The 26,970-nt window shown below is 50.3% G+C and carries 11 protein-coding genes; all 11 read left to right on the plus strand.

All coding sequences use genetic code 11. The annotated features are described in order from the left end of the window. Positions 1 to 3,973: non-ribosomal peptide synthetase (locus K3G25_RS17070; protein ID WP_232489430.1), on the plus strand; the 3,973-nt coding region annotated here is incomplete at its 5' end. A gap of 25 nt (positions 3,974 to 3,998) precedes the next feature. After that, positions 3,999 to 14,774 carry a non-ribosomal peptide synthetase gene (locus tag K3G25_RS17075; RefSeq protein WP_232489431.1) on the plus strand — a complete coding sequence of 3,592 codons (10,776 nt, stop codon included), beginning with the start codon at positions 3,999 to 4,001 and terminating at the stop codon, positions 14,772 to 14,774. An 18-nt stretch (positions 14,775 to 14,792) separates the two neighbouring features. Then, on the plus strand, positions 14,793 to 18,596 hold the full coding sequence (locus tag K3G25_RS17080) for a non-ribosomal peptide synthetase (protein WP_232489432.1): 3,804 nt from the start codon (positions 14,793 to 14,795) through the stop codon (positions 18,594 to 18,596). Between the two features lie 73 nt (positions 18,597 to 18,669). After that, the gene (locus K3G25_RS17085) at positions 18,670 to 19,050 is read left to right on the plus strand and encodes a DUF1360 domain-containing protein (protein ID WP_014418069.1); all 381 of its coding nucleotides are present in this window, start codon (positions 18,670 to 18,672) and stop codon (positions 19,048 to 19,050) included. A 120-nt stretch (positions 19,051 to 19,170) separates the two neighbouring features. Then, the gene (locus tag K3G25_RS17090) at positions 19,171 to 20,709 is read left to right on the plus strand and encodes a glycoside hydrolase family 10-like protein (protein WP_017417917.1); all 1,539 of its coding nucleotides are present in this window, start codon (positions 19,171 to 19,173) and stop codon (positions 20,707 to 20,709) included. 140 nt (positions 20,710 to 20,849) lie between these two features. Beyond that, the gene (locus K3G25_RS17095) at positions 20,850 to 21,992 is read left to right on the plus strand and encodes an acyl-CoA dehydrogenase family protein (RefSeq protein WP_017417916.1); all 1,143 of its coding nucleotides are present in this window, start codon (positions 20,850 to 20,852) and stop codon (positions 21,990 to 21,992) included. Positions 21,993 to 22,036: 44 nt separating this feature from the next. Next, positions 22,037 to 23,677, plus strand: coding sequence for an AMP-binding protein (locus K3G25_RS17100; RefSeq protein WP_029973823.1), 1,641 nt, complete (start codon positions 22,037 to 22,039; stop codon positions 23,675 to 23,677). A gap of 21 nt (positions 23,678 to 23,698) precedes the next feature. Continuing rightward, a complete protein-coding gene (locus tag K3G25_RS17105) occupies positions 23,699 to 25,048 on the plus strand; it encodes an acetyl-CoA carboxylase biotin carboxylase subunit (RefSeq protein ID WP_095060165.1) in 1,350 nt (449 codons plus the stop codon). Next, positions 25,045 to 25,257 (plus strand): acetyl-CoA carboxylase biotin carboxyl carrier protein subunit, encoded by a 213-nt coding sequence (locus K3G25_RS17110; protein ID WP_007410121.1) that lies wholly within the window; start codon positions 25,045 to 25,047, stop codon positions 25,255 to 25,257. Before K3G25_RS17105 ends, K3G25_RS17110 begins: the two co-directional genes overlap by 4 nt. A gap of 15 nt (positions 25,258 to 25,272) precedes the next feature. Then, complete coding sequence (locus tag K3G25_RS17115) at positions 25,273 to 26,172, plus strand: hydroxymethylglutaryl-CoA lyase (protein ID WP_061862265.1); 900 nt, start codon at positions 25,273 to 25,275, stop codon at positions 26,170 to 26,172. Positions 26,173 to 26,185: 13 nt separating this feature from the next. After that, a complete protein-coding gene (locus K3G25_RS17120; RefSeq protein ID WP_021493383.1) occupies positions 26,186 to 26,965 on the plus strand; it encodes an enoyl-CoA hydratase in 780 nt (259 codons plus the stop codon). Positions 26,966 to 26,970: the final 5 nt, after the last annotated feature.

A 26,970-nucleotide genomic window follows, 5' to 3' on the forward strand; every position in this document is an offset into this window, starting at 1 on the left:
CCAGAAGCAGGAAGCCTATTGGCTGAAGCGGCTAGAAGGAGAGCTGCCGGTGCTTGAGCTTCCGGCTGACAAGCCCCGTCCGGCTGTCAGAAGCTTTGCGGGCGGCAGCGTATCATGCACGCTTGACGCTGAAACCGCATCCGGCCTTCACCGCATCGCCCGGGATCACGGCTCCACTTTGTATATGGTGCTTCTCGCCGCGTACAATACGTTACTCGCGCGATTGAGCGGGCAGGAAGACATCATCGTCGGCTCGCCGATTGCCGGGCGCCCGCACAAAGACCTTGAACCGATTCTCGGCATGTTCGTCAACACGCTGGCCATCAGAACGGAGCCGAAAGGAGACAAACGGTTTACCGATTATTTGGCGGAAGTCCGCCAGGCGGCGCTTGAGGCGTATGAGCATCAGGACTATCCGTTTGAGGAGCTTGTGGAACGGCTCGGCGTGCAGCGGGACATGAGCCGCAATCCGCTGTTTGACGTTATGTTTGTGCTCCAAAACATGGAGCGTGAATCCCTGGTGTTAAATAAGCTGCATTTGACTCAAGCTGCGGATACAAGTCATAAAACCGCAAAGTTTGATGCCACGCTTTACGCGTCAGAAGGGTCTGACGGTTCCATCAGCTTTGATTTTGAATTCAATACAGATATCTATCAAAAACAGACAATTGAAAAATGGCTTTCTTATTTTACCCGTATTCTTACAAAAGTAATTGAAAACCAAGCGATACCGCTTGGTGACATTCACGTACTGGATGATGCTGAAACAAATCGCGTCATTTATCAGTTTAATCAGACGAAAAGCGATTACCCAAGACACGAAACCATCAGCCGTTTATTTGAGCGGCAGGCAAAAGAAACCCCCGATGCCCGGGCAGTTGTATATGATGGACAAATCTTGACATACCGTGAGCTGAACGAACGGGCTAACAGAATAGCGGCGGCTCTCCGATCAAATGGCGTCGGTCCGGAAAGCGTTGTCGCCTTATTAACCGGCCGCACAACAGAGCTTGCTTCCGGAATCCTCGGAATATTAAAAGCGGGGGGCGCCTACTTGCCTATCGGTGACGATGTGCCGCGGGAACGGGCTGAATGGATGCTTAAAGACTGTAAAGCTGATATTCTTCTCCAATCTGATAAACTTGACGGTCTGCCGCTTTCAGGAAAACGTTTATTCATAGAGGATATTCAAACAAAGGCCGGCTTGAGTTCGGAAAATCCCGAACCGCTCGGCGGACCTGAATCGTTGGCCTACATGATTTATACGTCCGGGTCAACAGGTGCGCCAAAAGGCGTCATGATTGAACAGCGAAGCGTGATCCGCCTTGTGAAAAACAGCAATTATATTGATTTTACGCCGGAAGACAGACTGTTGTTTACTTCATCATTAGGATTTGACGTTACGACATTTGAGGTATTCGGTCCGCTTTTAAACGGCGCTTCTTTATATGTAAGTGACCAGGAAACCTATCTCGACTCTGGTGTTCTGGAAACATTTATACAGCAAAACGGCATTACGACACTGTGGCTGACATCGTCTCTGTTCAACCATTTATCAGAACAAAATAAAGACGTGTTTTCCGGATTATCCCGATTGATTATCGGCGGGGAAGCACTGTCCCCGAGCCATGTAAACCGGGTTCGGAATGCGCTGCCGCATCTCTCAGTATGGAATGGATACGGACCGACTGAAAACACGACGTTCTCGACTTGCTTTTTGATTGAACAATCATACGATCATTCAATCCCGATCGGGCGCCCTGTCGGAAATTCAACCGCATATATCATAAACAGCAGGGGAACACCGCAGCCGATCGGCGTCATCGGCGAATTGTGCACAGGCGGAGACGGTGTGGCAAGAGGATATTTCGGCCGCCCTGAGCTGACGGAAGAAAAATTTGTCCCTAATCCTTTTGTTCCCGGAGAACGGATGTACCGCACCGGAGATTTAGCCCGCTGGCTGCCGGACGGAACGATCGAATATGCCGGGCGGATGGATGATCAAGTGAAAATCCGCGGTTATCGGGTCGAGCTGGGAGAGATTGAAGCCGCACTGAGGAGCCTGGACGGTGTGAAAGAAGCTGCCGTGTCAGTCAGAACCGGGCAGTCCGGCAATAAAGAACTGATCGCATATATGAGTCTGCAGGCGGACATGGATACAGAAAAAGTGCGTTCTTCACTGTCTAAGCAACTGCCGAATTACATGGTTCCGGCCTATATGATGGAACTTGAGAAGCTGCCGCTTACGCCGAACGGTAAATTGGATCGGAAAAATCTGCCCGAACCGGAGCTCGCGCTTCAAACCGCGTACACAGCTCCCCGCAATGAGCTTGAAGAACAGCTTTCCGTGATTTGGCAGGAAGTGCTCGGCACAAAACAAGTCGGGATTGAAGACTCATTTTTTGAGTTGGGCGGCGATTCAATCAAAGCGCTGCAAGTTTCCGCACGGCTCGGACGCTATGGGTGGAAAATGACGGCAAGTGACTTATTCCGGCATCCGTCCATTAAGGAACTCGCGCCTCTTATCCGGAAAGCGGAAAGAGTCATCGATCAGCGGCCGGTGGAAGGAGACATACCTTGGACACCCGTTCAGCACTGGTTTTTATCACAGCGGATGGAAAACAGAAATCATTTCAATCAGTCCGTCATGATGTTCAGCTCTGACGCATTGCAAAAACAGCCGCTCAAAGAAGCCTTGGAGCACCTTGTCATTCATCATGATGCACTCCGGATCACCGTCAGTGAAGAAAACGAAAGTATCAGACAAATCAATCACGGTATTCAAAAAGCTGAACTGTACACCTTGGACATTTGGGATATGTCTGAGACAGATACTTGGGAAAGAGAAATAGAAACTGAAGTGGCTGCGCTCCAACAGCGGATGGATATTGAAAAAGGGCCGTTATTAAAAGCCGGCTGGTTCAAAACCCGGTCCGGGGATTATTTATTCATCACCGTACATCACCTGGCGGTTGACGGAGTGTCATGGCGTATTCTGCTGGAGGATTTATCTGCCGCTTACACTCAAGCTGTAAAAGGTCAGCCGGTCCAGCTTCCGCCAAAGACCGATTCGTTTAAGCAATACGCTGAAAGGCTTTCGGAATACGCAAAAAGCAGCAAGCTGATGCGTGAAGAAGAATATTGGCGTTTTATTGAAGAAGAAACAGCCGCCGAACTTCCTTATGAAAAACCGCAGCATCAGACGGGAGCCGACAGCATTCGGCAAACGGTAAGCTTTACGCTTACAGAAGAAGAAACGTCCGTTTTGCTTCAGCAGGTCAACCGGGCCTACCATACCGATACGCAAGATATTCTTCTGACTGCCGCAGCTTTGGCTTTACGGGACTGGACAGGGGGCGGCAGACTGCGCATCGCGATGGAAGGGCACGGGAGAGAGCACATCATGCCGGAGCTCGACATCAGCCGCACCGTAGGCTGGTTTACCTCCATGTATCCGGTGCTCATTGACTTGAATACAGCAGGCTCAGAACTTGGGACGGCGGTAAAAACGGTCAAAGACACACTCGGAAGAATACCGGATAAAGGAATAGGCTACGGCATTTTAAAATACATGACACCGCCTGAACAAAAAACAATCCGCTTCAGACAAGCGCCTGAAATCAGCTTTAACTATTTAGGGCAATTCAACGATACAGAAGATCAGCACACGTTCAGCCTGTCCGGTCTGGCAAGCGGGCACGACATCACGCCGACGTGGCAGCGGGAACAAGCGGTGGAAATGAGCGCGATGGCCGCACAACATAAACTTCACTTCAGTTTGAGCTATCCGCCGAGCCGCTTCTCCAAAGAAACGATGGAACAGCTGCTGCAAACCTTACAGCAATATTTGCGTGATATTATGGCGCACTGCACAGGGAAAGAGGAAGCAGAAAAAACCGTTAGTGATTTTAGCAGCAAAACGTTAACATCTGATGATTTGGACAGCATAGCGAGTTTTGTCGAGGAACTGTAGAAAAAGGCGACGGGGAGATTATAACATGACAAAAAAGAATGCAATTCAGGATATTTATCCGCTGTCTTATATGCAGGAAGGAATGCTTTTTCATTCCCTCCTGCAAAAGGAATCACAGGCTTACGCCGAGCAGGCCTCCTTTTCAATAACGGGGAAGGTTGACACCCGCGTGTTTGAAGAGAGCGTTCATGCCCTTTTTGAAAGACATGATATTTTCAGAACGATCTTTATCAGTCAGAACGTGTCCGTGCCGCAGCAGGTCGTATTAAAAGAGCGGAACGTCAGCATTATTGAGGAAAATCTCACTAATTTAAATAAGGCTGATCAAATCAAGTATATCGAAGAAGCCAAACGAAGAGACCGTAAGAAAGGGTTTCATCTGCAAAAAGACATGCTGATGCGGGTGACGCTGCTTCAAACCGGTGAATGTGAATATACGTGCATATGGAGTTTCCATCACATCATTATGGATGGCTGGTGTCTCGGAATCGTGCTGAAAGAGTTCTTCCAGATATACGCCTCGCGGCTCCGCCGGACACCGTTAACGCTTGAGCCCGCTGTGCCGTACGGGACCTACATCAAGTGGCTGATGGAGCAAGATAAAGAAAAAGCCGCTTCGTACTGGGAGCGATACCTTGAAGGCTTTGAGCAGCAGACTGTACTGCCGAAGCAGAAAAAAGCCGGTAAAAGCAGACAAGAGGAAGTGACGTTTTCCTTTTCAAAAGAGGACACGGCTAAGCTGAAAGAGCTGGCCGTGAAAGAAGAGGTCACGCTGAGCACCATTTTCCACACGCTCTGGGGCATTTTGCTTCAGGCGTATAACCAGACAGAAGATGCGGTTTTTGGTTCTGTCATTTCCGGAAGGCCGTCTGAAATCGAAGGCATCGAGCGAATGATCGGCCTGTTCATTAATACCGTGCCTGTCCGGATCAGCGGGGCGGACATCCCGTTTCAAAAGCTGATCAAAAACGTGCAAAAGGACGCTTTGAAAGGACAGGCTTACAGCTATCATCCGCTTTATGACATACAGGCGAATTCACAGGTAAAACAAGGCTTAATTGACCACATTCTCGTCTTTGAGAATTATCCGGTTGAACAGGAGCTTGATGTGCTGAACAGCAAGGGGGACACGAAAGACCTTTTTCACATCCATGATTTCAGCATGGAAGACGAAACCAATTACAGTTTTTACCTGATGGTGGCGCCGGGTGACGAGATTCACTTGAAAATGAGATTCGATTCAAGCGTGTATGACCGCCAATTTATCGAAAATATCAAAGGCCATTTGGCACACATCGTCTCCCAAGTTCTCGACAAACCGGACATCACGCCGGACAAGCTTGAAATCATCACTCCAGGGGAAAAAGTGCAGCTGCTTGCGCCGATTTCTGAAGAGACCGAAAAGCCTGAATATGACACGGTTCATGCAATGTTTGAACGGCAGGCCGCAAAAACGCCGGATCAAATCGCGATTCGGTATGAAGGTGAGTCAGTGACGTACAAAGAGCTGAACGAATCGGCTAATAAGCTGGCACGCCTGCTGAAAAAACGCGGTTTAAAGCGGGAGGAGCCGGTAGGCGTCATGCTCGGCCGTTCCACTTCTTTAGCGGCGGCTGTTCTCGGTATTTTAAAAGCGGGCGGCGCCTTTGTCCCGATAGATCCGGGCAGTCCAAAGGAGCGTATCCGATATGTCATTGAAAACAGCGGCTGCGTCCATGTTGTAACAGAGCGGCATCAGTCAGTCCCCGCGGAACAAACGCTGCAAGTTACATACATAGAAGAGGCCGGGACGGAAGCGGACGGAAGCAATGTGCAATCCATTAATACGGCGGACGACCTCCTTTATATGATTTATACATCCGGTACGACAGGGAAACCGAAGGGCGTGCTGCTCGAACATAAAAATATGGCCAACCTGCTTTCTCACCAATTGACGAACACAGACATTGATTTTTGCACAAATGTGCTGCAGTACGCATCTTTGGCGTTTGACGTCTGCTATCAGGAGTTATTTTCAGTACTCTTGAGCGGCGGCACCCTCTGTATCGTGCCGGAATCAATCAAACGGGATGTTTCTCAGCTGTTTTCGTTTATTGATCAGCACAACACGGAAGTGGTGTTTTTCCCGACTGCGTTTGTCAAGATGCTTTTCAATGAAGAAGGTTATGCACAGTCTTTTCCCCGCTGTGTGAAGCATGTCATTACGGCTGGGGAGCAGCTGACCGTTTCGCGTTTGTTCAGGCAGACGCTCCGTTTATACGGTATGCATCTGCATAATCATTACGGCCCGTCAGAAACTCATGTGGTTTCAACGTATACGATTTCTGCGGGAGATGACATACCTGAACAACCGCCGATCGGGAAACCGATCCATCATAACAAGATGTATATTCTCAGCAAAAATAGGCAGCTTCAGCCTCTCGGAATTGCGGGAGAATTGTATATTTCCGGAGCGAATACAGGAAGAGGCTATGTGAACAATCCGGCGCTGACCGAAGAGAAATTTTTGCCCGATCCGTTCAGAACGGACGCCGTCATGTACCGGACCGGAGATTTGGCAAGACTGCGTGCGGACGGCCAAATTGAATACATCGGCCGGACAGATGATCAAGTGAAGATCAGAGGGTACCGGATTGAACCGAAGGAAATTGAAACCGTCCTGGCAAATCATCATGCCGTGAAAGAAGCTGCCGTTCTGATTCAAACGAATGAGTCGGGCGAAAATGAATTATGCGCTTACTGCAGCGTCTCACAAGCGACTGATCCTTCTCAGCTGCGAAGAGATTTGGCTAAAGAGCTGCCTGATTATATGATTCCGGTCAAATGGGCTTTCGTTGACTCGATTCCGCTCACTGCGAACGGAAAAGTCGATCAGCGGGCTCTTCCAGAAGCTTCGGCGTACGCAGCGGGCCGTCGATATACAGCTCCTCGGAATGTGACCGAGCTGAAGCTTACCCGTATATGGGAAGAAGTGCTTCAAACCGGCCCGATCGGCGTTCACGATCACTTTTTCGAGCTTGGCGGCCATTCATTAAAGGCGACGGCACTCGTTGCAAAAATAGCTAAAGAGTGCAGTGTGCAAATCCCGCTGAGCGATGTCTTCAGCCATCCGACTGTAGAAGAACTCGCCAAAATCATCAGTGAAGCAGAAGAGAACCCGTTCGCATCCATAGAAAAGACAGAAACGAAAGAAACATATCCTGTCTCATCCGCCCAAAAACGGATGTACGTCCTTCACCAGCTTGAAAATGGCGGTGTCAGCTATAACATTCCAGCCGTTTTAGAGGTGAAGGGGCCGTTTGACCGAGACAGGATGGAAGCCGTGTTCAAGGAATTGATCTGGCGGCATGAACCGCTCAGAACGTCCTTTGAAGAAAAAAACGGCCTGCCCGTGCAGAGAATTCATGACGAAGTGCCGTTTGCATTTACAAAAGAACAATCAGCCGAAGCGTTTATCCGGCCGTTCGATCTCGGCAAAGCGCCCCTTTTCCGGGCGGGATTTGTCCAAATAGAAAAAGACCGGCATCTGCTTTTAGCTGACATGCATCATATTATTTCAGACGGCGTATCCGTCAATCTTTTGATACGTGAATTCAGTGAGCTGTATGCTGAGAGAAGTCTGCCGCCGTTACGGATTCAATACAAAGATTATGCCGTCTGGCAGCAATCATTTATGGCGGGCGCCGCATATCGGAAACAAGAGGAGTACTGGCTGAACCGGCTAGCCGGGGAGATTCCCGTGCTTGAATTGCCGGCTGATAAGCCGCGTCCCCCGGTGCGGAGCTTTTCCGGTGACCGGGTGTCATTTGTCATCAGCGAAAAACATACAGCACAGTTGAAAAAGCTGGCGAAAGAAAACAAATGCACACTGTATATGACGCTGCTTGGTGTGTACACGGTTCTGTTAGCCCGTTTAAGCGGACAGGAAGATATGATCGTCGGGTCTCCGATTGCAGGAAGGCCTCATGCCGACCTTGACGCCGTTCTGGGCATGTTTGTCAATATGCTTGCTTTCAGGACGCGTCCCGACGGAAGCATGACATTCAAAGAATATTTAAAGGAAATTCGCCAAACAGCGCTTGAGGCTTACGAACATCAGGATTACCCGTTAGAAGAGCTCGTCGATAAGCTCGGTGTGCCGCGGGACATGTCCCGAAATCCGCTGTTTGACACAACATTTGCGCTGCAAAATATGGAACAGCAGAAGCTTAGGGCATCCGGACTTGAACTGCAGCCGGCAGACGTCAGCCTGCCGATTTCTAAATTTGACTTATCGCTGTACATCTCTGAAAACGCCGGTGAATTGTACTGCCAGTTTGAATACAGCACCGATTTGTTTAAGAGAAAAACGATTCAAAAATGGGCCGAATTTTTTACGACACTTGCCGAAAACGCCGCGGCTGATCCGGGCTTGGAATTAGACGATATTTCTGTTTTGACAGAAAAAGAAGAAGCGTCTCTGCTTCAAGATTTCAGCCCCTTGCAGAAAACAGCGTTTCCGCTTCATCAGCCTCTTCATGATCTGCTGGAACAGCAGGCGGAAAAAACGCCGGACCGTCCGGCAATTTTAACTGATGACATTTCGATTACGTATCAAGAGCTGAACGAAAGAGCGAATGAGCTTGCGCACCGGCTGATCAAGCGGGGGATAAGGCTGGAGGATAAAACTGCCATTATGGGCCGGCGTTCTCCTGACATGCTGATCGGCATTTACGCTGTCTTAAAAGCAGGCGGTGCATATCTGCCGATTGATCCGGATTACCCCAAAGAGCGGATTCGCTTTTTACTGAAAGACAGCGGCGTGAAATTCTTACTGGCAGAACCAGAACTTTTGGCTGCAGATCTTTTTGAGGGAGAAATGATCTCTCTGAAAAGCGGACAAACAGGAAACCCTGAAGCTGCGGCCAACCCCAATGTTCCGGTAAAACCTGATTCATTGGCTTATATCATCTATACATCCGGTTCTACGGGACGCCCAAAAGGCGTGCAGGTTGAACATCAGTCAGCCGTAAACTTTTTATACTCGCTGCAAACGCGTTATGGATTAAGTGATTCTGACATCATTTTGCATAAAACATCATACTCTTTCGACGCTTCGATTTGGGAGCTGTTTTGGTGGCCGATCGCGGGAGCTTCTGTTTTCCTCCTTCCGCAAGGAGGCGAAAAGGACCCTGAAATGATACTGAACGCATTGGAGAATAACCGCATAACAGCGGCCCATTTTGTGCCATCCATGCTTCATGCTTTCTTGGAATATATAAATTCCAGAAAACAGCCGATCAAAAAGACCTGCTTAAAAAGGGTTTTTGCCGGCGGCGAACAATTGGGCCCGCACCTGGCTTCCCGTTTTTATGACCTTCTGCCGGGAACGGAATTGACAAATTCCTACGGTCCGACGGAAGCGACAGTAGAAGCGGCGTACTTTGATTTGCCGCAAGGAAAAGAATTTCACAATGTTCCGATCGGCATTTCCGGACATAACATGCGGCTGTATATTTTAAATCAAAAGAAACAGCTTCTGCCGCCGGGCTGTATCGGAGAGCTGTACATCGCGGGGACAGGGGTGGCCCGGGGCTATCTGAACCGGCCTGAGCTGACGGAGGAGCGCTTTCTCGATGATCCGTTTTATCCGGGAGAGCGCATGTATCAGACAGGCGATATCGCACGCTGGACAGAAGACGGCCTTGTTGAATGGCTCGGGCGTTCAGACGGACAGGTGAAAGTCCGCGGCTACCGGATTGAACCGGGAGAAATCGAAGCGGCGATCCGGCGCATCGACGGCATTCGTGAGGCGGCGGTCACCGCCCGGACCGAACACGGCGAAACCGCGCTTTACGCCTATATCGAAGGACGGGAAAGCGATGACGTGCGGGCGGAGCTTGCGACACGCCTTCCGGCCTACATGATGCCGGCTCAGTTCATAAAGATGACCGAGTGGCCGGTCACGCCGAGCGGAAAACTTGACCGCCGCGCGCTGCCGGCTCCCGGCGGAGCGGCAGACAGACAGGCGTACACCGTCCCGCGGAACGTCACGGAAATGAAGCTTTGCGCCCTTTGGGAAGAGGTGCTGAAAAACGGACCGGTCGGCATCCGGGATCACTTTTTTGAGCGGGGCGGCCATTCGTTAAAAGCGACGGCTCTCGTCTCCCGCATCGCCAAAGAGTTCGGTGTTCAGGTGCCGTTGCAGGATATCTTCGCCCGGCCGACGGTGGAAGAGCTCGCTTCGGTTATTCAGGACTTGGAAGAGAGCCCGTATGAAGCGATTCAGCCTGCGCAAACACAGGACATCTACCCGGTGTCTTCGGCGCAGAAACGGATGTATGTGCTCCAGCAGCTTGAAGACGGCGGTGTCGGCTACAATATGCCGGCTGTGCTGGAACTGACGGGCCCGCTTGACCGCGGCCGGCTGGAGGAGACGTTCCGGGAGCTTGTGGAGCGGCACGAGTCGCTCAGAACGTCCTTTGAAACGGGGCCTGACGGCGAACCGGTGCAGCGCATCCATGACAGCGTACCGTTTCAGCTGGATGAGGCCGAGTCAGCTGACGCATTCGTCCGGCCGTTTTGTCTGGAGGAAGCGCCGCTCTTCCGTGCGGCCCTCGTGAAAGAATCGGGTGAACGTCATCTTTTATTAACGGATATGCATCATATTATTTCTGACGGTGTGTCCGTCAACACCTTGATAAAAGAATTCGGCGAGCTGTACGCAGGCCGTTCGCTTGCGCCGATGCGCCTTCAATATAAAGACTATGCCGTCTGGCAGCGGTCGTTTCAGGAGAAGGAAGGATATCAGGAGAAGGAAGCCTATTGGCTGAAGCGGCTTGAAGGCGAGCTTCCGGTGCTTGAGCTCCCGGCTGACAAGCCCCGACCGGCTGTCAGAAGCTTTGCGGGCGGCAATGTATCGTGCACGCTTGACGCCGAAACGGCATCCGGCCTTCACCGCATCGCCCGGGATCACGGCTCCACTTTGTATATGGTGCTTCTCGCTGCGTACAATACGTTACTCGCGCGCCTGAGCGGGCAGGAAGACATCATCGTCGGCTCGCCGATTGCCGGGCGTCCGCACAAAGACCTTGAACCGATTCTCGGCATGTTCGTCAACACGCTGGCCATCAGAACGGAGCCGAAAGGAGACAAACGGTTTACCGATTACTTGGCGGAAGTCCGCCAGGCGGCGCTTGAGGCGTATGAGCATCAGGACTATCCGTTTGAAGAGCTTGTGGAACGGCTCGGCGTACAGCGGGACACAAGCCGCAATCCGCTGTTTGACGCCATGCTTGTCGTTCAGAATATGGAGCATGAGGAACTGCTGTTGGACGGTTTGCATATTCAGCCTGCGGACGTGTCCCGTCCGGTTTCCAAATTTGATGTCACTTTGCAGGCTTCTGAAGGCGGGGGACAGATTCATTTTCTGTTTGAATATGCGGCGTCTTTATTCCGGAAAGAAACGATGCAGCGCTGGGCTTCCCACTTTATGACGATGCTTGAACACATTGTCCGTGAACCGGAAACTTCTTTACAAGCGATCAGCATGCTGACTGCTCCGGAACGGGACCGGATTCTTTCGGACTTTAACGGCATGGCGGATCAACAGCTGCCTGAAAAAACAGTTCATGAACTGTTCATCACCCAGGCGCGAAAAACACCGGATGCGGCAGCCCTTATCAGCAGGGAAACTTTAATCACATATAAAGAATTAGATGAATGGTCGAATAAAATCGCCAGAGCTCTGCAAAAACGGCAGATCGGACCGGATGCCGCCGTCGGCATTGTGATACCAAGATCACCGGAACAAGTCGCGGCAGTCTTCGGGGTTTGGAAAGCCGGGGGCGCCTACGTCCCGATAGATCCTGAATATCCGGAGGAACGCAAGCAATATATCATCTCAGACAGCGGCACAGCGCTTCTCCTTACCGTACACGGCGCAATAGATCAAGTGCCTGATCATTTTAAAGGTGAAGTGCTCGCACTGGAGGATATCCAAGAACAAGACGCATCACCGGTTCAGTCATTATCAGCACCGGAAGATTTGGCTTACATCATTTACACATCCGGGACGACAGGCAGGCCGAAAGGGGTTATGGTCGAACATCGTTCCGTCAGCCAAACCCTTCAATGGCGGAGCGGATTTTATGATCTGAATGAGAAAGATACGATTCTTCAGCTCTTTTCATTTTCATTTGACGGTTTTGTAACAAGTATGTTCACACCGCTGATTTCCGGTGCGAAAGCGGCCGTTTTAGCCGAAGATGAAGCAAGAGATATTCTTGCTATTAAACACTATCTTGCATCTTACCGCATCACTCACATGATCATTGTACCCGTGCTGTATCGCACACTGCTTGACGTACTGGAGCCGGGTGATGCCGAGTCTCTCCGGATTGTCACATTAGCGGGAGAAGCCGTCGACCAAAACGTTATCAGCCGCAGTTTATCAGTTTGTCCACACACTGAGCTTGCCAATGAGTACGGCCCGACGGAAAACAGCGTCGCCACTACAGCGGCAAGACATATAGAACAAAGTGAGAACATTACGATCGGCCGTCCGATTGAGCATTCACACGTTTATATTTTAAACGGGGATCACCCGCAGCCGATCGGTGTAACGGGAGAACTTTGCATTTCGGGTTCCGGCCTTGCAAGAGGATACCGCAATCTTCCTAAGCAAACGGCTCAAGCCTTTGTCCAAGACCCGTTCCGGAAGAACCGGCGCATGTACCGCACGGGCGACCTGGCAAAATGGCTGCCGGACGGCACGCTGCAATATATCGGCCGAATGGACGAGCAAGTCAAAATCAGAGGCTACCGGGTGGAACTGAAAGAAATTGAATCCGCCTTAACAGGCATAAAAGGTGTCAAAGAAGCAGCCGTCACCGCTCTGCCCGCATCAGCAGGCCAAACGGAACTATGCGCTTATATCGTGACAGAAGAAGGAACAGAAAGTGAAACCGTGCAGCAGGCGCTCAGAAATGAAATGCCCGCTTATATGGTGCCGGCGTTCTTTGAAACACTTGAAGCCCTGCCTGTCACACCGAACGGGAAGCTTGACCGCCGCGCGCTTCCTGAGCCGCGGAAAAAAGCGCACACCGGACGGGCATTTACCGAGCCTGAAAGCGACATGGAAAAAGAGCTTTCCGCGATTTGGAGCGAAGTGCTCGGGACTGAAAATATTGCCGCGGATCAATCATTTTTTGAACTGGGCGGCGATTCCATCAAAGCCCTGCAAGTATCAGCCCGATTACATCAGGCAGGAAAACAGATCGCCGTAAAAGATATTTTCAGCCGGCCGACAATTAGAGAGCTGGCGCCTTATGTCCGTACAGAGCGGCAGCCGGTCAGCCAAGCTCCTGCAGAAGGAGAAGTGAAGTGGTCGCCGGTTCACAAATGGTTCTTCACACAAGACATGAAGGAAGCAAACCATTTTAACCAGTCCGTCATGCTGACGAGAACAAATTCAATAGATGAAGAGGCCCTGAGGAAAACGTTAAAAGCCATTACCGTTCATCATGATGCCTTGCGCCTTGTCTGCAAAAAAGACGAAGAGAAAGGTCTTCTCCTCTTCAACAGACCGGCTGACCTCGCAGATGAGCAGCTTTACAGCCTGACCATTTTAGAAACGGAAGGCGATGAGCATGAGAAGGACCGTTTTGTAAAACGCCGCGTCGCAGAGCTTCAGAGAAACATGGATTTGGAGAACGGCCCGCTTGTACAGGCGGGGCTGTTCCGCTCCGAAGCAGAAGATTACTTGTTTCTGACGGTCCATCATCTCGCTGTCGACGGGATATCATGGCGGATTTTATTGGAAGACTTGGCTTCTGCTTATGAGCAGGCCGTCTCTGGACAGGAAATCAAACTCCCTCCGAAAACCATGTCATTCAAAACATATACGGAGCAGCTGGCCGATTATGCCGAAAGCAGACAGCTTCTTCAGCAGGCGGAGTATTGGCGGGAGATTGAACACTATGAAACAGAAAGTCTTCCTTACGAGCAGGCAGATTTATCTCAAACTCCTGCAAAAAAACGGAACACGGTATCCTTCACTCTGACAGAAAGTGAAACGGACGCCCTGTTGAAAGATGTGCACAGCGCCTACAATACGGATACGCAAGATGTGCTTTTGGCTTCCGCCGTGCTTGCCGTTCAAAAGTGGTCGCCGCGGCACGCTTTGAAAATCGCCCTTGAAGGACACGGACGCCAATCGGAGCAGGCAGGTACGGACATCAGCAGGACGGTGGGGTGGTTCACTTCCATTTACCCGGTGCTTTTCCGGAGCGGAGTTTATGAACCTCATGAAGAATATGAAATTCGCACATTGAAAACCGTCAAAGACACATTGCGGCGCATTCCGGATAAAGGGAACGGATACGGCGTCCTCAAATATTTAACACCGCCGAAGCTTGCCGGGATGACTTTCGGGAAAGCACCGGAGATCAGCTTTAATTATCTCGGACAATTCGATGCGCCCGGCGGGAATCCGGCAGAAACGGAACAGCCTGACGCGTTTCAGTTTTCTCCTTTGGGAGGCGGAGATGATGTGACAGATACATGGAAACGGGAGCAGTCACTTGAAATCAGCGCGATTGCGGCAAAAGGCCGGATGACCGTCAGCATTTCCTATGAAACGGAGCGCTTCCGGCAAGATACGATCGAACGGCTGTCCGAAAGCTGCCGGTATTATCTCCTGAAACTGTCGGAACACTGCCTCAGCAAAACCGATACGGAGAAGACCGTCAGTGACTTTGATGATCGGGAGCTGACTGAGGAAGCATTGCAGGATATTGCCGACTTACTCAGCTTCCACTAAACCGAGCGGGAGGAACACATGGACAAAACGAAAAATATCCAAAATATTTATCCCCTCAGCCGAATGCAGGAAGGAATGCTTTTTCATTCCTTTCTGCAAAAGGAGGGGGCTGCATATATCGAGCAATCCGTCTTCACCATAAAAGGCCGGCTTCGTCCGGAATTGTTTGAGCAAAGCGTACAGTCTGTCATCAGCCGCCACGATATTTTCAGAACGGTTTTTTTACCTCATGTCGCTCAGCTGAACGGCCCCCGCCAAGTTGTGCTGCGTGAGCGGGAATTCCGGCTGCACCGCGAAGATCTTACACATTTGGACGAAGCGGGACAGAGCGCCTATTTACAGCGATTTAAGGAACGTGACCGCTTAAAAGGCTTTGACTTGCAAAAGGATATGCTGATGCGTGTTTCTTTGTTTAAAACGGCAGACGAGGAATATGTATGCGTCTGGAGCCACCATCACATCCTTATGGACGGCTGGTGCCTCGGCATCGTCCTTCAGGAATTCATGCATATGTACCGGGCGATTGAATCAGGCTCACCCGTCACACTGGCGCCCGCAAAGCCTTACAGCACTTATATTACATGGCTGACTGATCAGGACAAAGACGCGGCTTCTGAGTATTGGAAAGGATATTTAGAAGGCTGCGAGACACCCTCAGGACTCCCGAAAATATCGGCCCGTCCTCAGGAAAAAGGCTACCGTAAGAAAGAGCTGCTGTTTTCTTTAGATCAAAATCTGACAGACAGGCTGAAAACCATCGCCAAAGAAGAGGGCGCTACGCTCGCGGTTCTTATGCAGACTGTATGGGGCCTGATGCTGCAGCGCTACAACCGGACGGACGATGCCGTATTCGGCGCCGTCGTATCAGGGCGGCCTTCCGTCATTGACGGCGTGGAAAGCATGATCGGGCTGTTTATCAATACCGTGCCGGTACGCATTAAAACGGGTGATGAAAGCTTTAGAGAACTGCTGGGCCGCTGCCAGAAAGAAATGCTTGATTCAGAGGCGTTCAGCTATCATCCGCTTGCTGACATCCAATCTCAGACTGAGCTGAAACAGGATTTAATCGACCATATCATCGTGTTTGAAAATTATCCGATCCAGCAGCAGATGAAAGACGCGGAAAAGGAATCGGATGCACCGTTCCGGATCGGGAATGTCAACGTGTCGGAACAATCGGGCTACGATTTTAACCTCATCATAGCGCCCGGCGATGAGCTGCTCATCAAATTCAGCTACAATGCGAACGTTTATGACGAAGTATGGATAGAGAGCGTAAAAGGACACTTGGAAGAAGCTCTGCGCGGCGCCGCCTTCAATCCCGATGTTCCCGCTGATCGGCTTCCGATGCTCGGACAAAAGGAAAAATCAAGAATAATCGGCGAATTTAATGACACGAAAACAACTTATGAAAGAGACGAAAGCATCATCAGCCTGTTCAGCCGACAGGTGAAGAAAACCCCGGACCATCAGGCGCTTCACGCCGGCGGGCTGACGATGACGTACCGGGAGCTCGATGAACGGTCAACTGCATTCGCCCGCACCCTGCTGGAAAACGGTTTGGCGCCAAAGGGAATTGCCGGGATTCTGGCCGAACGCTCACCGGAATTTATCATCGCTGTTCTCGCTGTATTGAAAGCGGGAGGGACGTACCTTCCTCTTGATGCAGAACTGCCAACCGACAGGATCGCCGATATGCTCACTGAGAGCGGAGCACAGCTGTTAACGGTGCAAAAAGGGATTGAGACTGACTTTGACTTTTCTCACATCATCTCTATCCCGGCTGCCGCAGAGAAACAAACCGCTGATGCAGGAAAACTGAATACCGATACAGCACCTGATGACCTTGCCTATATTATGTATACATCCGGTTCAACAGGAAAACCGAAGGGCGTGATGATTTCCAACCGAAACGTCGTATCGCTCGTGTCAAACAGCAATTACACGTCGGCCGGCATGACGGACCGTCTCATTCTGACAGGGTCCATCGGTTTCGACGCAGTGACGTTTGAAATCTTCGGAGCGCTTTTGAACGGGGCCTGTCTTCATGTGGTTGACCGCTCGACAATGCTTGCCCCTGAGAGGTTCGGCAATTATCTTTCTTCCAACCGGATTACGATTTTGTTTTTGACGACGGCGCTCTTTAACCAGTTTGCCCAGGCAGATCCGGAGATGTTTTCCGGATTGCACACCTTATATGTCGGCGGAGAAGCATTGTCCCCGGCGCTCATCAATAAGGTCAGACACCGCTGTCCGAATCTCAGCCTTTATAACATATACGGACCGACGGAAAATACGACATTTTCTACCTTTTACGAAATCAGGCACGATTTTTCTCAGCCGATCCCAATCGGAAAACCGATCAGCAATTCAACCGCATATATCATTGATAAAAATGGCGGACTTGCGCCGATCGGCGTGCCCGGTGAGCTTTGTGTCGGCGGTGACGGGGTTGCCAAAGGCTATTTAAACAGGCCTGACTTAACAAGTGAAGCGTTTGTCAGCCATCCGGTTCATCCTGAAGAAAAGATCTACAAAACAGGCGACTTGGCACACTGGCTGCCTGATGGAAGCATCGGATACATCAGCCGTATTGACCGTCAATTCAAGATTCGCGGGAAGCGGATCGAGCCGGCCGAAATTGAAGCGCGCTTGACTGAAATAGATGGAATCAGGGAATCGGCAGTCATCGTAGCAAAAGAAGGACAAGAAGCAATCCTTTGTGCGTATTATACGGGCGCGCATGTTGAAGAAAAAACCATTCGATCTCTATTGGCCAGGTCGCTTCCCGACTATATGATTCCTCAGTATGTGATTAAGCTTGACCGTATGCCGCTTACCGCAAACGGCAAAGTGGACCGCCGCGGGCTGCCTGCGCCAGAACGGAAAAAAACGTCATCAAAAGCCGTTCCGCCGCGAAACTGGGTGGAGCGTGAGCTGATCGACATTTGGACGCCGATCCTCGGCTGCGGGGAGCTGGGCATACAGGATGACTTCTTTGAGCTGGGCGGCCATTCTTTGAAAGCATTGCAAGTGATTCATCAGCTGAAGACCAGGCAGCAGATGGATGTGCCGATTGAAATGATATTTGAATATCCGACAATTGAACAATTGGCTGAAAAGCTGTATTCAAACACACTGTCAGAAGCTGCAGAGCAGCATATCAGCAGACTGAACCAGCCGAAAGGCCGCAATCTTTTCTGTTTTCCGCCTATCTCAGGTTTCGGCATTTTCTTTAAAGATCTTGCGGCGGCATTAAATGGACGGGCTGCTGTGTACGGTTTTAACTTTATTGAAGAAGACAGCAGAATGGAACAATACATTGATAAAATGCTGGAAATCCAGCCGGAAGGCCCTTATATCCTCTTCGGATATTCGGCAGGCGGCAATACGGCATTCGAGGCGGCAAAAGCGATGGAAAAGCGCGGCTTAGAAATCAGTGACGTCATTATCGCAGACGCGTACAGAAAGCTTGACGCACTGCCGCCGCAGCCAACAAACGCAACAGCCGACAACGTCCCGGAAGCCGTCAGAGAAGCAGTCATCAAAAAGACAGAGCGCTATCAAACGTACTGGGCGGAACTGATAAATGACGGCCAAATCGCTGCAAACCTCCATTTTATCGAGGCCGGCATAAAGGAAGAGCACAGTGATAAGACCGAGCCGATGAAATGGGAAGGCGCCACAACGGGACTCTATCAGGAATATCAAGGCGGGGGCGCCCATAAAGATATGTTTGAACCCGCCTTTGCACAGCAAAATGCTGAGGTCATACTGGACATCATTGCAAACAGCGGAAGACGCTTGGCGCGGAATCTGTAACATCCGGCAGAATGGCTGAAGAAGACAAAGGGCAAGATAGGGGAATCAAACTCAGTTTTTTGGAGGCTTTGACATGACGAACCTATCTTGGCTTACGTATGTAATGATTATTCTTGCCAGCTACCGGCTGACCCATTTGATCGTATTTGATAAGATTACGGAATTCATAAGAAAACCCTTTATAAAGCAAGAAAAAACCGTCGATCAAAACGGGCGCGCCGTCCAAAAAAAAGTCCCTTCCTCCGCATTCGGTTATATGCTGCAATGTTATTGGTGTGCGGGCGTCTGGTGCGCGATATTGATCGGCATCTGCTACTTGGTCTGGCCCCGCTATGCACATCCGGTTATTTTCATTTTGTCCATCGCCGGAGCGCAGGCCATTCTTGAAACTTGTGTCGGCGTCGGAACGAAGATCATTGACGTGCTCGCCGCCATGAAACATAAAAAGTCCTGAAGCGTTTTATTCGCTTTAGGACTTTTTTCTTTCCCTTTTAGGCTGAGAGGAGCAAAGCAGGCTTTCTGATTCACCGCCCGGAATGCTTCGGAATACCGTAAAGCAGAGAGGGGGAAAAACATGAAAAGCTGCCGTTTTAGCATGATATGGTTTTTGGCCGTTGTACTGACAGCCGGCATCTTTACATTCTCAGCATCCGCACAAGCAAGCGGCACTCAGCCGGAGAGAGAAATGAGAGCCGTCTGGATCGCGTCTGTCACCAATATCGACTGGCCCTCTAAAAAAGGGCTGTCACCGGAAGAGCAAAAAAGAGAATACAGCAAGCTGCTGGATGACGTTCAGGAGATGGGAATGAACGCCGTTATCGTCCAAATTAAGCCTGCGGCTGATGCTTTTTATCCATCAGATTACGGGCCTTGGTCAGAGTATCTGACAGGAACACAAGGCAAAAATCCCGGCTACGATCCGCTTGCTTTTTTAGTTGAAGAGACACATAAACGGAATCTTGAATTTCACGCTTGGTTCAATCCTTACCGGATCACGATGAATCATACAAATTTGAATGCGCTTTCAGATGATCATCCCGCGCGTTCCCATCCGGACTGGGTCGCTGCATACGGAAAACAGCTGTACTATAATCCGGGCATTCCGGAAGTAAGACAATTTATAACGGATGGAATCAAAGAGGTGGTCAGCCGTTATGACATTGATGCGGTTCATATGGATGATTATTTTTATCCTTATAAAATTGCCGGACAGGAATTCCCCGATCAGGCGGAATACGAACGGTACGGAAAAGCTCACTTTGCATCAGTTGATGACTGGCGCAGGGATAACGTCAACCGGCTTGTAAAAGAAATCAACCAAACCATCAAACGAGAAAAACCTTATGTCAAATTCGGAATCAGCCCGTTCGGCGTATGGAGAAATGCCGCAGATGACCCGACAGGCTCCGAAACGGCCGCCGGGGTGCGGAACTACGATGATTTATATGCTGATACGAGAGAATGGATCCAAAAAGGATACATTGATTACATCGCACCGCAAATTTACTGGAGCATCGGATTTAAAGCGGCGGCATATGACGTCTTAGCGGATTGGTGGGGAAAAGAAGTGAACAATCGGCCGGTGCATTTATATATCGGGCAGGCAGCTTATAAAATCAACAACAATGCTGATCCGGCCTGGGCCGACCCGGGGGAATACGGAAGACAGATTGCTCTTAACAGGGGATCAGCATGGATAAAAGGCAGCATGCATTTCAGTTTAAAGGATTTAAACCGTAATCCGCTCGATGTGAAAAACCGTTTGATCAAAGACATGTACAGCCGGCCCGCATTAATTCCCGAGATGCCTTGGCTCGGACATTCCGCTTTAAAAAAACCGGCTGTCAAACGGGCGGAGAAGAACGATTCAGGCCATACACTCTATATTGAAGATGCGAAATCCAACGGTAAAAAAACGGCTTATTACGCCATTTACCGCGCAGAAAAGGGAAAGCAGCCTTATTTAGTGGATACAGTCAGAAAAACATCGTCACGGACGCAGACATTTTCAGATACTGATATTCGGGCGGAAGAAGCCTGCACCTATATCGTTACTTCCGTTGACAGGCTACACCATGAGAGCCGTCCCTCCGCAAAACGGACGATTAAATAGCCATTATTAATAAAACTGACAGTTGCGGCGCTGTCAGTTTTTTTGCGGCGGATGAGTCCGAATGTTCAGACTTCATTTGGATGGAATGAATAAAGACCCCCATTAATAAAATGTAGAAAGCAGCAGAAGGAGGAAGGTTAATGAATTTTCAACTGACAAAAGAACAGCAGATGGTGCGCGAAATGGTCAGAGATTTCGCCAAAAATGAAATTGCCCCGAAAGCCCATGAGGTTGATCAATCAGCCGTCTTCCCGATAGACACATTTAAAAAAATAGGCGAACTCGGGCTGCTCGGAATTCCGTTTCCGGAAGAATACGGCGGGGCGGGCGGTGATACCATTTCATATGCAGCAGCGGTCGAAGAAATCGGAAAAGCCTGCGGCAGCACGGGGCTGAGCTACGCGGCAGCCGTGTCACTCGGCGCAAGCCCATTATACTATTTCGGTACTGAACAGCAAAAGCAAGAACATCTTATTCCGCTTGCTTCGGGAAAAGCGCTCGGATCATTCGGGCTGACAGAGCCGAATGCCGGTTCAGATGCCGGCGGCACCCAGACAAGAGCCGAGAAAAAGGGCGATGACTATGTGATAAACGGAGAGAAATGCTGGATCACAAACGCAAATTACGCCCGCACGGTCATTGTCACCGCCGTTACGGGAAAAAACTCCGCCGGAAAACCGATCATTTCAGCTCTCATCGTCCCCACAGACACACCGGGATTTACGATCACAAATCCGTACGACAAGATGGGTGTGAGAGGGTCGGATACGGCCGAGCTTGTGCTTGAGGATGTCAGGGTGCCTGCCGATAACCTGCTCGGTGATCCTGAAAAAGGTTTTAAACAATTTTTATATACATTAGACGGCGGGCGGATCTCGATTGCGGCACTGGCTGTCGGTATCGCTCAAGGCGCGCTGGAGGCGTCGCTGTCATATGCGAAGGAACGCAAGCAGTTCGGCAGTCCGATATCGTCATTTCAAGCCATTCAATTTAAGCTGGCCGATATGGCGATGGAAATTGACCTTGCCAGACAGATGGTGCTTAAAGCGGCATGGCTGAAGGATCAAAACCTGCCATTTACGAAAGAAGCGGCATTCGCCAAGCTTTATGCTTCAGAAATGGCCGTCAGAACGTGCCTTCAGGCCATCCAAATTCATGGCGGTTCCGGTTATATGAAGGAATGCGGTGTCGAACGTATGCTTCGTGACGCAAAGCTGATGGAGATTGGCGAAGGAACGTCAGAAATTCAAAGAATGGTCATCGCAAGACAGCTTTTGAAGTGAAATGAAAACGTTTACCAAGACAGGGATGGAAGGGGGCAGGTCATATGGCTGAACTTATCCATTTAACAGCCGGAAAGCTGCTTGAGCGGACCGCGAAGCTTTTTCCGGATCATGAAGCGGTTGTTTACCCTGAGCGCAGCCTTCGTTATACGTATGCCGAGTTTGACCGGTTATGCCGGCAAACCGCAAAAGGGCTGATGAAGCTGGGAGTTGAAAAAGGAGATCATGTGGCCATATGGGCATCCAACATTCCGGAATGGCTCGCGGCGCAATTTGCAACGGCGAAAATCGGCGCCGTTCTGGTCACCATTAATACCAATTTTCAAATCGCAGAGCTCGATTACCTGCTGGCACATTCAGATGTCTCGTCCCTGATAATCATGGATTCCTACCGGCAGACATCTTATGTTGAGATGGTGAATAAGCTGATTCCGGAGCTGAAAACTTGTGAGCGCGGCAGGCTGCGTTCGAAACGTTATCCATTTTTACGGACGGTGTTATATATCGGTGATAAAAGCCCGACCGGGATGCACCGTTGGGATTCTTTGCTGAAGGATGCCGAGTCTGTAACGGATGCAGAGCTTGACGGAAGGATGGACAGCCTGGAAAAGGGTGATTGCATTCATATGCAATATACATCAGGTACGACCGGATTTCCGAAAGGCGTCATGCTCTCACATTTTAATATCGTAAATAACGCGGCCAATATCGCAGAATGCATGAAGCTTACTTCATGTGACCGTTTATGTATTCCCGTGCCGTTTTTCCACTGCTTTGGGTGTGTGCTCGGCGTGCTGGCATGTGTTTCCGCGGGTGCGGCGATGATTCCGATCGAACAGTTTTCTCCGCCGGCCGTTCTGAAAACGGTGGAGAAAGAAGCCTGCACGGCTCTGCACGGTGTACCGACGATGTTTATCGCCCTCCTAAATGACAGCCGTTTTTCTGAATATGATCTTTCCCACGTCCGAACCGGGATTATGGCAGGCTCGCCATGCCCGGCGGAAGTCATGAGAGAAGTGATCGGCAAAATGGGGATGACCGACATTACCATTGCCTACGGACAGACCGAAGCATCACCTGTTATTACGCAGACAAGAACGGATGATTCATTTGAAAGAAGAGTGGAAACAGCGGGGCGCGCGCTTCCCCATATCGAAGTCAGAATCGTTCGGCCCGGAACATCCCAAGAAGCCGCCCGGGGCGAACAAGGAGAGCTCTGCACCCGCGGATATCATGTCATGAAAGGCTATTATAAAAATCAAGAAGCGACCGAAGAAGCGATAGACAAAGACGGCTGGCTGCATACCGGTGATTTAGCGGTCATGGACGAGGACGGATACTGCAAAATCACGGGCCGTCTGAAAGACATGCTGATCAGGGGCGGCGAAAATATCTATCCGCGCGAGATTGAGGAAATGTTATATCGGCATCCCGCGGTAGCAGACGTTCAGGTCGTCGGCGTGCCTGATCCGAAATACGGAGAAGAGGCCGCGGCGTGGATCAGGCTCAAAGACGGACAAACCGCTTCCGCAGAAGACATCAGAGCCTTTTGCAAAGAACATATCGCCCGCTATAAAGTCCCCAGGTATGTTTTGTTTACAGATGAATATCCAATGACAGCCTCCGGAAAAATTCAGAAATTCAAGCTGCGGGAAAAAACGATTGAAGAGCTCAAGTTAACTTAATGAAAAAGGAGTGCTTCACATTTGTTTAAAAAAGTCCTGATTGCCAACAGAGGAGAAATCGCCTTAAGAATTATCCGCACCTGCAAACGTCTCGGCATCCCCTCGGCAGCTGTGTATTCAGAAGCCGACCGGGACGCGCTGCATGTAAAAGCTGCTGATGAGGCCTATCCGATCGGTAAATCGAGAGTAAATGAAAGCTATTTACATATCGACAGAATCATAGAAGCCGCTAAATCCGCCGGAGCGGACGCCATTCATCCGGGCTACGGGCTGCTGTCAGAAAACAGCCTGTTCGCCGAACGCTGCCGGAAGGAACAAATCACATTTATCGGTCCGCCCGGTGATATCATCGCCAAGATGGGCAGCAAGATAGAAGCCCGAAAAACGATGCAAAAAGCAAAGGTCCCGATCGTTCCCGGTGTTTCAGAGCCATTGCCCGATGTTCACTCCGCCTTAGCCGAAGCCCGTGCCATCGGTTTTCCGGTCATGCTGAAAGCGTCCGCAGGTGGCGGCGGAATCGGCATGCAGATCGTACATTCAGAAGAAGAGCTGGCCAAAGCGTTCGAAGGCAATCAAAAGCGGGCCGCGTCCTTTTTCGGAGACGGCGCAATGTACATGGAAAAGGTCATTGAAAATGCCCGTCATATTGAAATTCAGATACTCGCAGATTCTTTCGGCAACACCGTTCATCTGTTTGAACGTGACTGTTCAGTCCAAAGGCGCCACCAAAAAGTGATAGAAGAAGCGCCGTCACCGTTTGTTGACGATGAATTAAGACAAAGACTCGGTGAAACCGCCGTTAAAGCCGCAAAATCGATCGGCTACCAAAATGCAGGCACAATAGAATTTCTCGTCGACCAAAAGAAACAAATCTATTTTTTAGAGATGAACACAAGACTGCAGGTGGAGCATCCGGTGACAGAAGAAATTACAGAACTGGATCTTGTGGAAGAACAGCTGAAAATTGCCGCTGGGCAGGCGCTGACTTTCTCGCAGAAAGATATCAACCACCGCGGTCATGCGATAGAAGTGCGGATCTATGCGGAAGATCCGGTCACCTTTTACCCGTCACCCGGTACCATCTCGTCTTTTTCCGTTTTAAGACACCCGTCAGTGCGACACGAATGCGCCGTCGAAAAGGGAAGCGTCATTTCTCCGTTTTACGATCCGATGATTGCCAAAATGATCGTCACGGCGAATACGAGAAAACAAGCCATTGAACAACTGAAAACCGCCCTTGGCGAATATCATGTAGAAGGGATTAAAACCAACATTCCGCTGCTGACAAAAATTGCCCATTCAGAAGTGTTTGAAAAGGGTGAGGCGACAACCGGCTTTTTACAAACAATGAACGAGGGGGCGTCAAAATGAGCGTCATAAAAATTCAGATGGCGGGAAACCTGTGGAAAATTCATGTGAAGCCGGGTGATGTCATTGAAGAAGGACAGGAAGTGGCCATCTTGGAATCTATGAAAATGGAAATTCCGATTATCGCTGATGCAGCGGGTACGGTGAAAGAAGTGAAAAAATCAGAAGGTGATTTCACTGATGAAGGAGAGGTCCTGATTGAACTTCAATAAAACGGGAGGTGCAGCATGAACTGTCCGAAACATGTCCGCATCAATGAAGTAGGACCGCGTGACGGCTTGCAGAATGAATCGGCGTGGGTGGATACAGAAGATAAGATTGAGTGGATCAATATGCTGTCAAAAACAGGCCTTTCCTATATCGAAGTGACATCATTCGTGCATCCGAGATGGATTCCGGCTCTTCGTGACAGCCTGGACGTCGCAAAAGGCATTGCCAGATCTGAACATACGGTCTACGCGGCTCTCGTTCCGAACCTCATCGGACTGGAGCATGCGGCAGAAGGCGGAATCGATCAGGCATGTGTATTTTTATCTGCAAGCGAAACCCATAACCAAAAAAACGTAAACAAACCGATTGACCGGACCGTTCAAGAGCTCAGGCGGGTTATTACTGAAGCAAAAGCTGAAAAAATGGCGACGAGAGCTTATCTGTCCACTGTGTTCGGCTGTCCGTACGAACAGAACGTGCCGGTCGAACAAGTCATCCGCCTGTCAGACACCCTGCTCGAAATGGGTGTTGATGAAATATCGCTCGGCGACACGATCGGCGCGGCAAACCCCTTGCAGGTCATAGCCGTGCTTGAAGCCCTTTTGCCGAGAATTCCCGCCTCAAAAATCGCACTCCATTTTCATGATACAAGAGGAACGGCTCTAGCGAATATCATTCCCGCTCTTGATATGGGCATCACATCCTTTGATACTTCCTCAGGCGGGCTTGGCGGCTGCCCGTACGCCCCTGGATCAGCAGGCAACGCTGCCACAGAAGACGTCATTTATATGCTCGAACAAATGGGGATTGATACCGGGACGGACATGAATAAACTTCTTTATGCCGCCGGCTGGATCGCGGATAAAATAGGCAAAGACCTGCCAAGCAGAAACCTGCAGGCATTCAGAACGAAATGAGAAAGGAGAAGCCATGGGAGATTGCGTCTTGTATTCCGTCTGTCAAGAAACAATCGGTCTGATCACGCTGAACCGCCCGCATGCGGCCAACTCGCTGTCTTCAGAAATGATTGATCATTTACAGCGTGTGATTGAAGACATCAAAAACTCGCCATCCATTCGTTGTGTCATTCTCACCGGCACCGGGAACACATTTTGCGCCGGTGCTGATTTAAAAGAAAGAGCGGGGATGGACCATGAACAAGTCAAACAAAGCGTCAGGCGTATCGGTGAAACGGCCGCATCCATTGAAGCTCTCCCGCAGCCGGTCATTGCAGCGCTGAACGGCACCGCTGTCGGAGGAGGCCTTGAACTCGCTCTTGCCTGCGATATCAGAATCGCCGTCAGCCGGGCGGGCCTCGGCCTTCCTGAAACAGGGCTTGCGATCATTCCCGGAGCGGGCGGAACGCAGAGACTGCCCCGGCTTATCGGCCCCGGCGCGGCAAAAGAATTGATCTATACCGGCCGAAGGCTTTCTGCCGAAGAGGGAAAAGACATGAAGCTGATCGAGCATGTTTGTGAAGCCGATGAACTTATGGAAAAAGCAAAAGCACTGGCCGGCCGCATCGCCGCTAATGGGCCGATCGCCGTCAGACAAGCAAAATCCGCGATAAACAAGGGTCTGGAGACAGATCTCAATACAGGGCTCGAAATCGAACGAAAAGCATATGAACAAGTCATCCCCACACTTGACAGAGAAGAGGGCCTGCGCGCTTTTAAAGAAAAAAGACCCCCTGAATACAAAGGAAAATAAAACAT

This window comes from Bacillus sp. FCW2, from assembly GCF_021228595.1.
Lineage (GTDB): Bacteria > Bacillota > Bacilli > Bacillales > Bacillaceae > Bacillus > Bacillus velezensis.

Coding starts and splice junctions, on each gene's coding strand:
- K3G25_RS17120 (WP_021493383.1), top strand. CDS start 26,186: ATGGGAGATTGCGTCTTGTATTCCGTCTGTCAAGAAACAATCGGTCTG.
- K3G25_RS17100 (WP_029973823.1), top strand. CDS start 22,037: ATGGCTGAACTTATCCATTTAACAGCCGGAAAGCTGCTTGAGCGGACC.
- K3G25_RS17115 (WP_061862265.1), top strand. CDS start 25,273: ATGAACTGTCCGAAACATGTCCGCATCAATGAAGTAGGACCGCGTGAC.
- K3G25_RS17075 (WP_232489431.1), top strand. CDS start 3,999: ATGACAAAAAAGAATGCAATTCAGGATATTTATCCGCTGTCTTATATG.
- K3G25_RS17080 (WP_232489432.1), top strand. CDS start 14,793: ATGGACAAAACGAAAAATATCCAAAATATTTATCCCCTCAGCCGAATG.
- K3G25_RS17095 (WP_017417916.1), top strand. CDS start 20,850: ATGAATTTTCAACTGACAAAAGAACAGCAGATGGTGCGCGAAATGGTC.
- K3G25_RS17090 (WP_017417917.1), top strand. CDS start 19,171: ATGAAAAGCTGCCGTTTTAGCATGATATGGTTTTTGGCCGTTGTACTG.
- K3G25_RS17110 (WP_007410121.1), top strand. CDS start 25,045: ATGAGCGTCATAAAAATTCAGATGGCGGGAAACCTGTGGAAAATTCAT.
- K3G25_RS17085 (WP_014418069.1), top strand. CDS start 18,670: ATGACGAACCTATCTTGGCTTACGTATGTAATGATTATTCTTGCCAGC.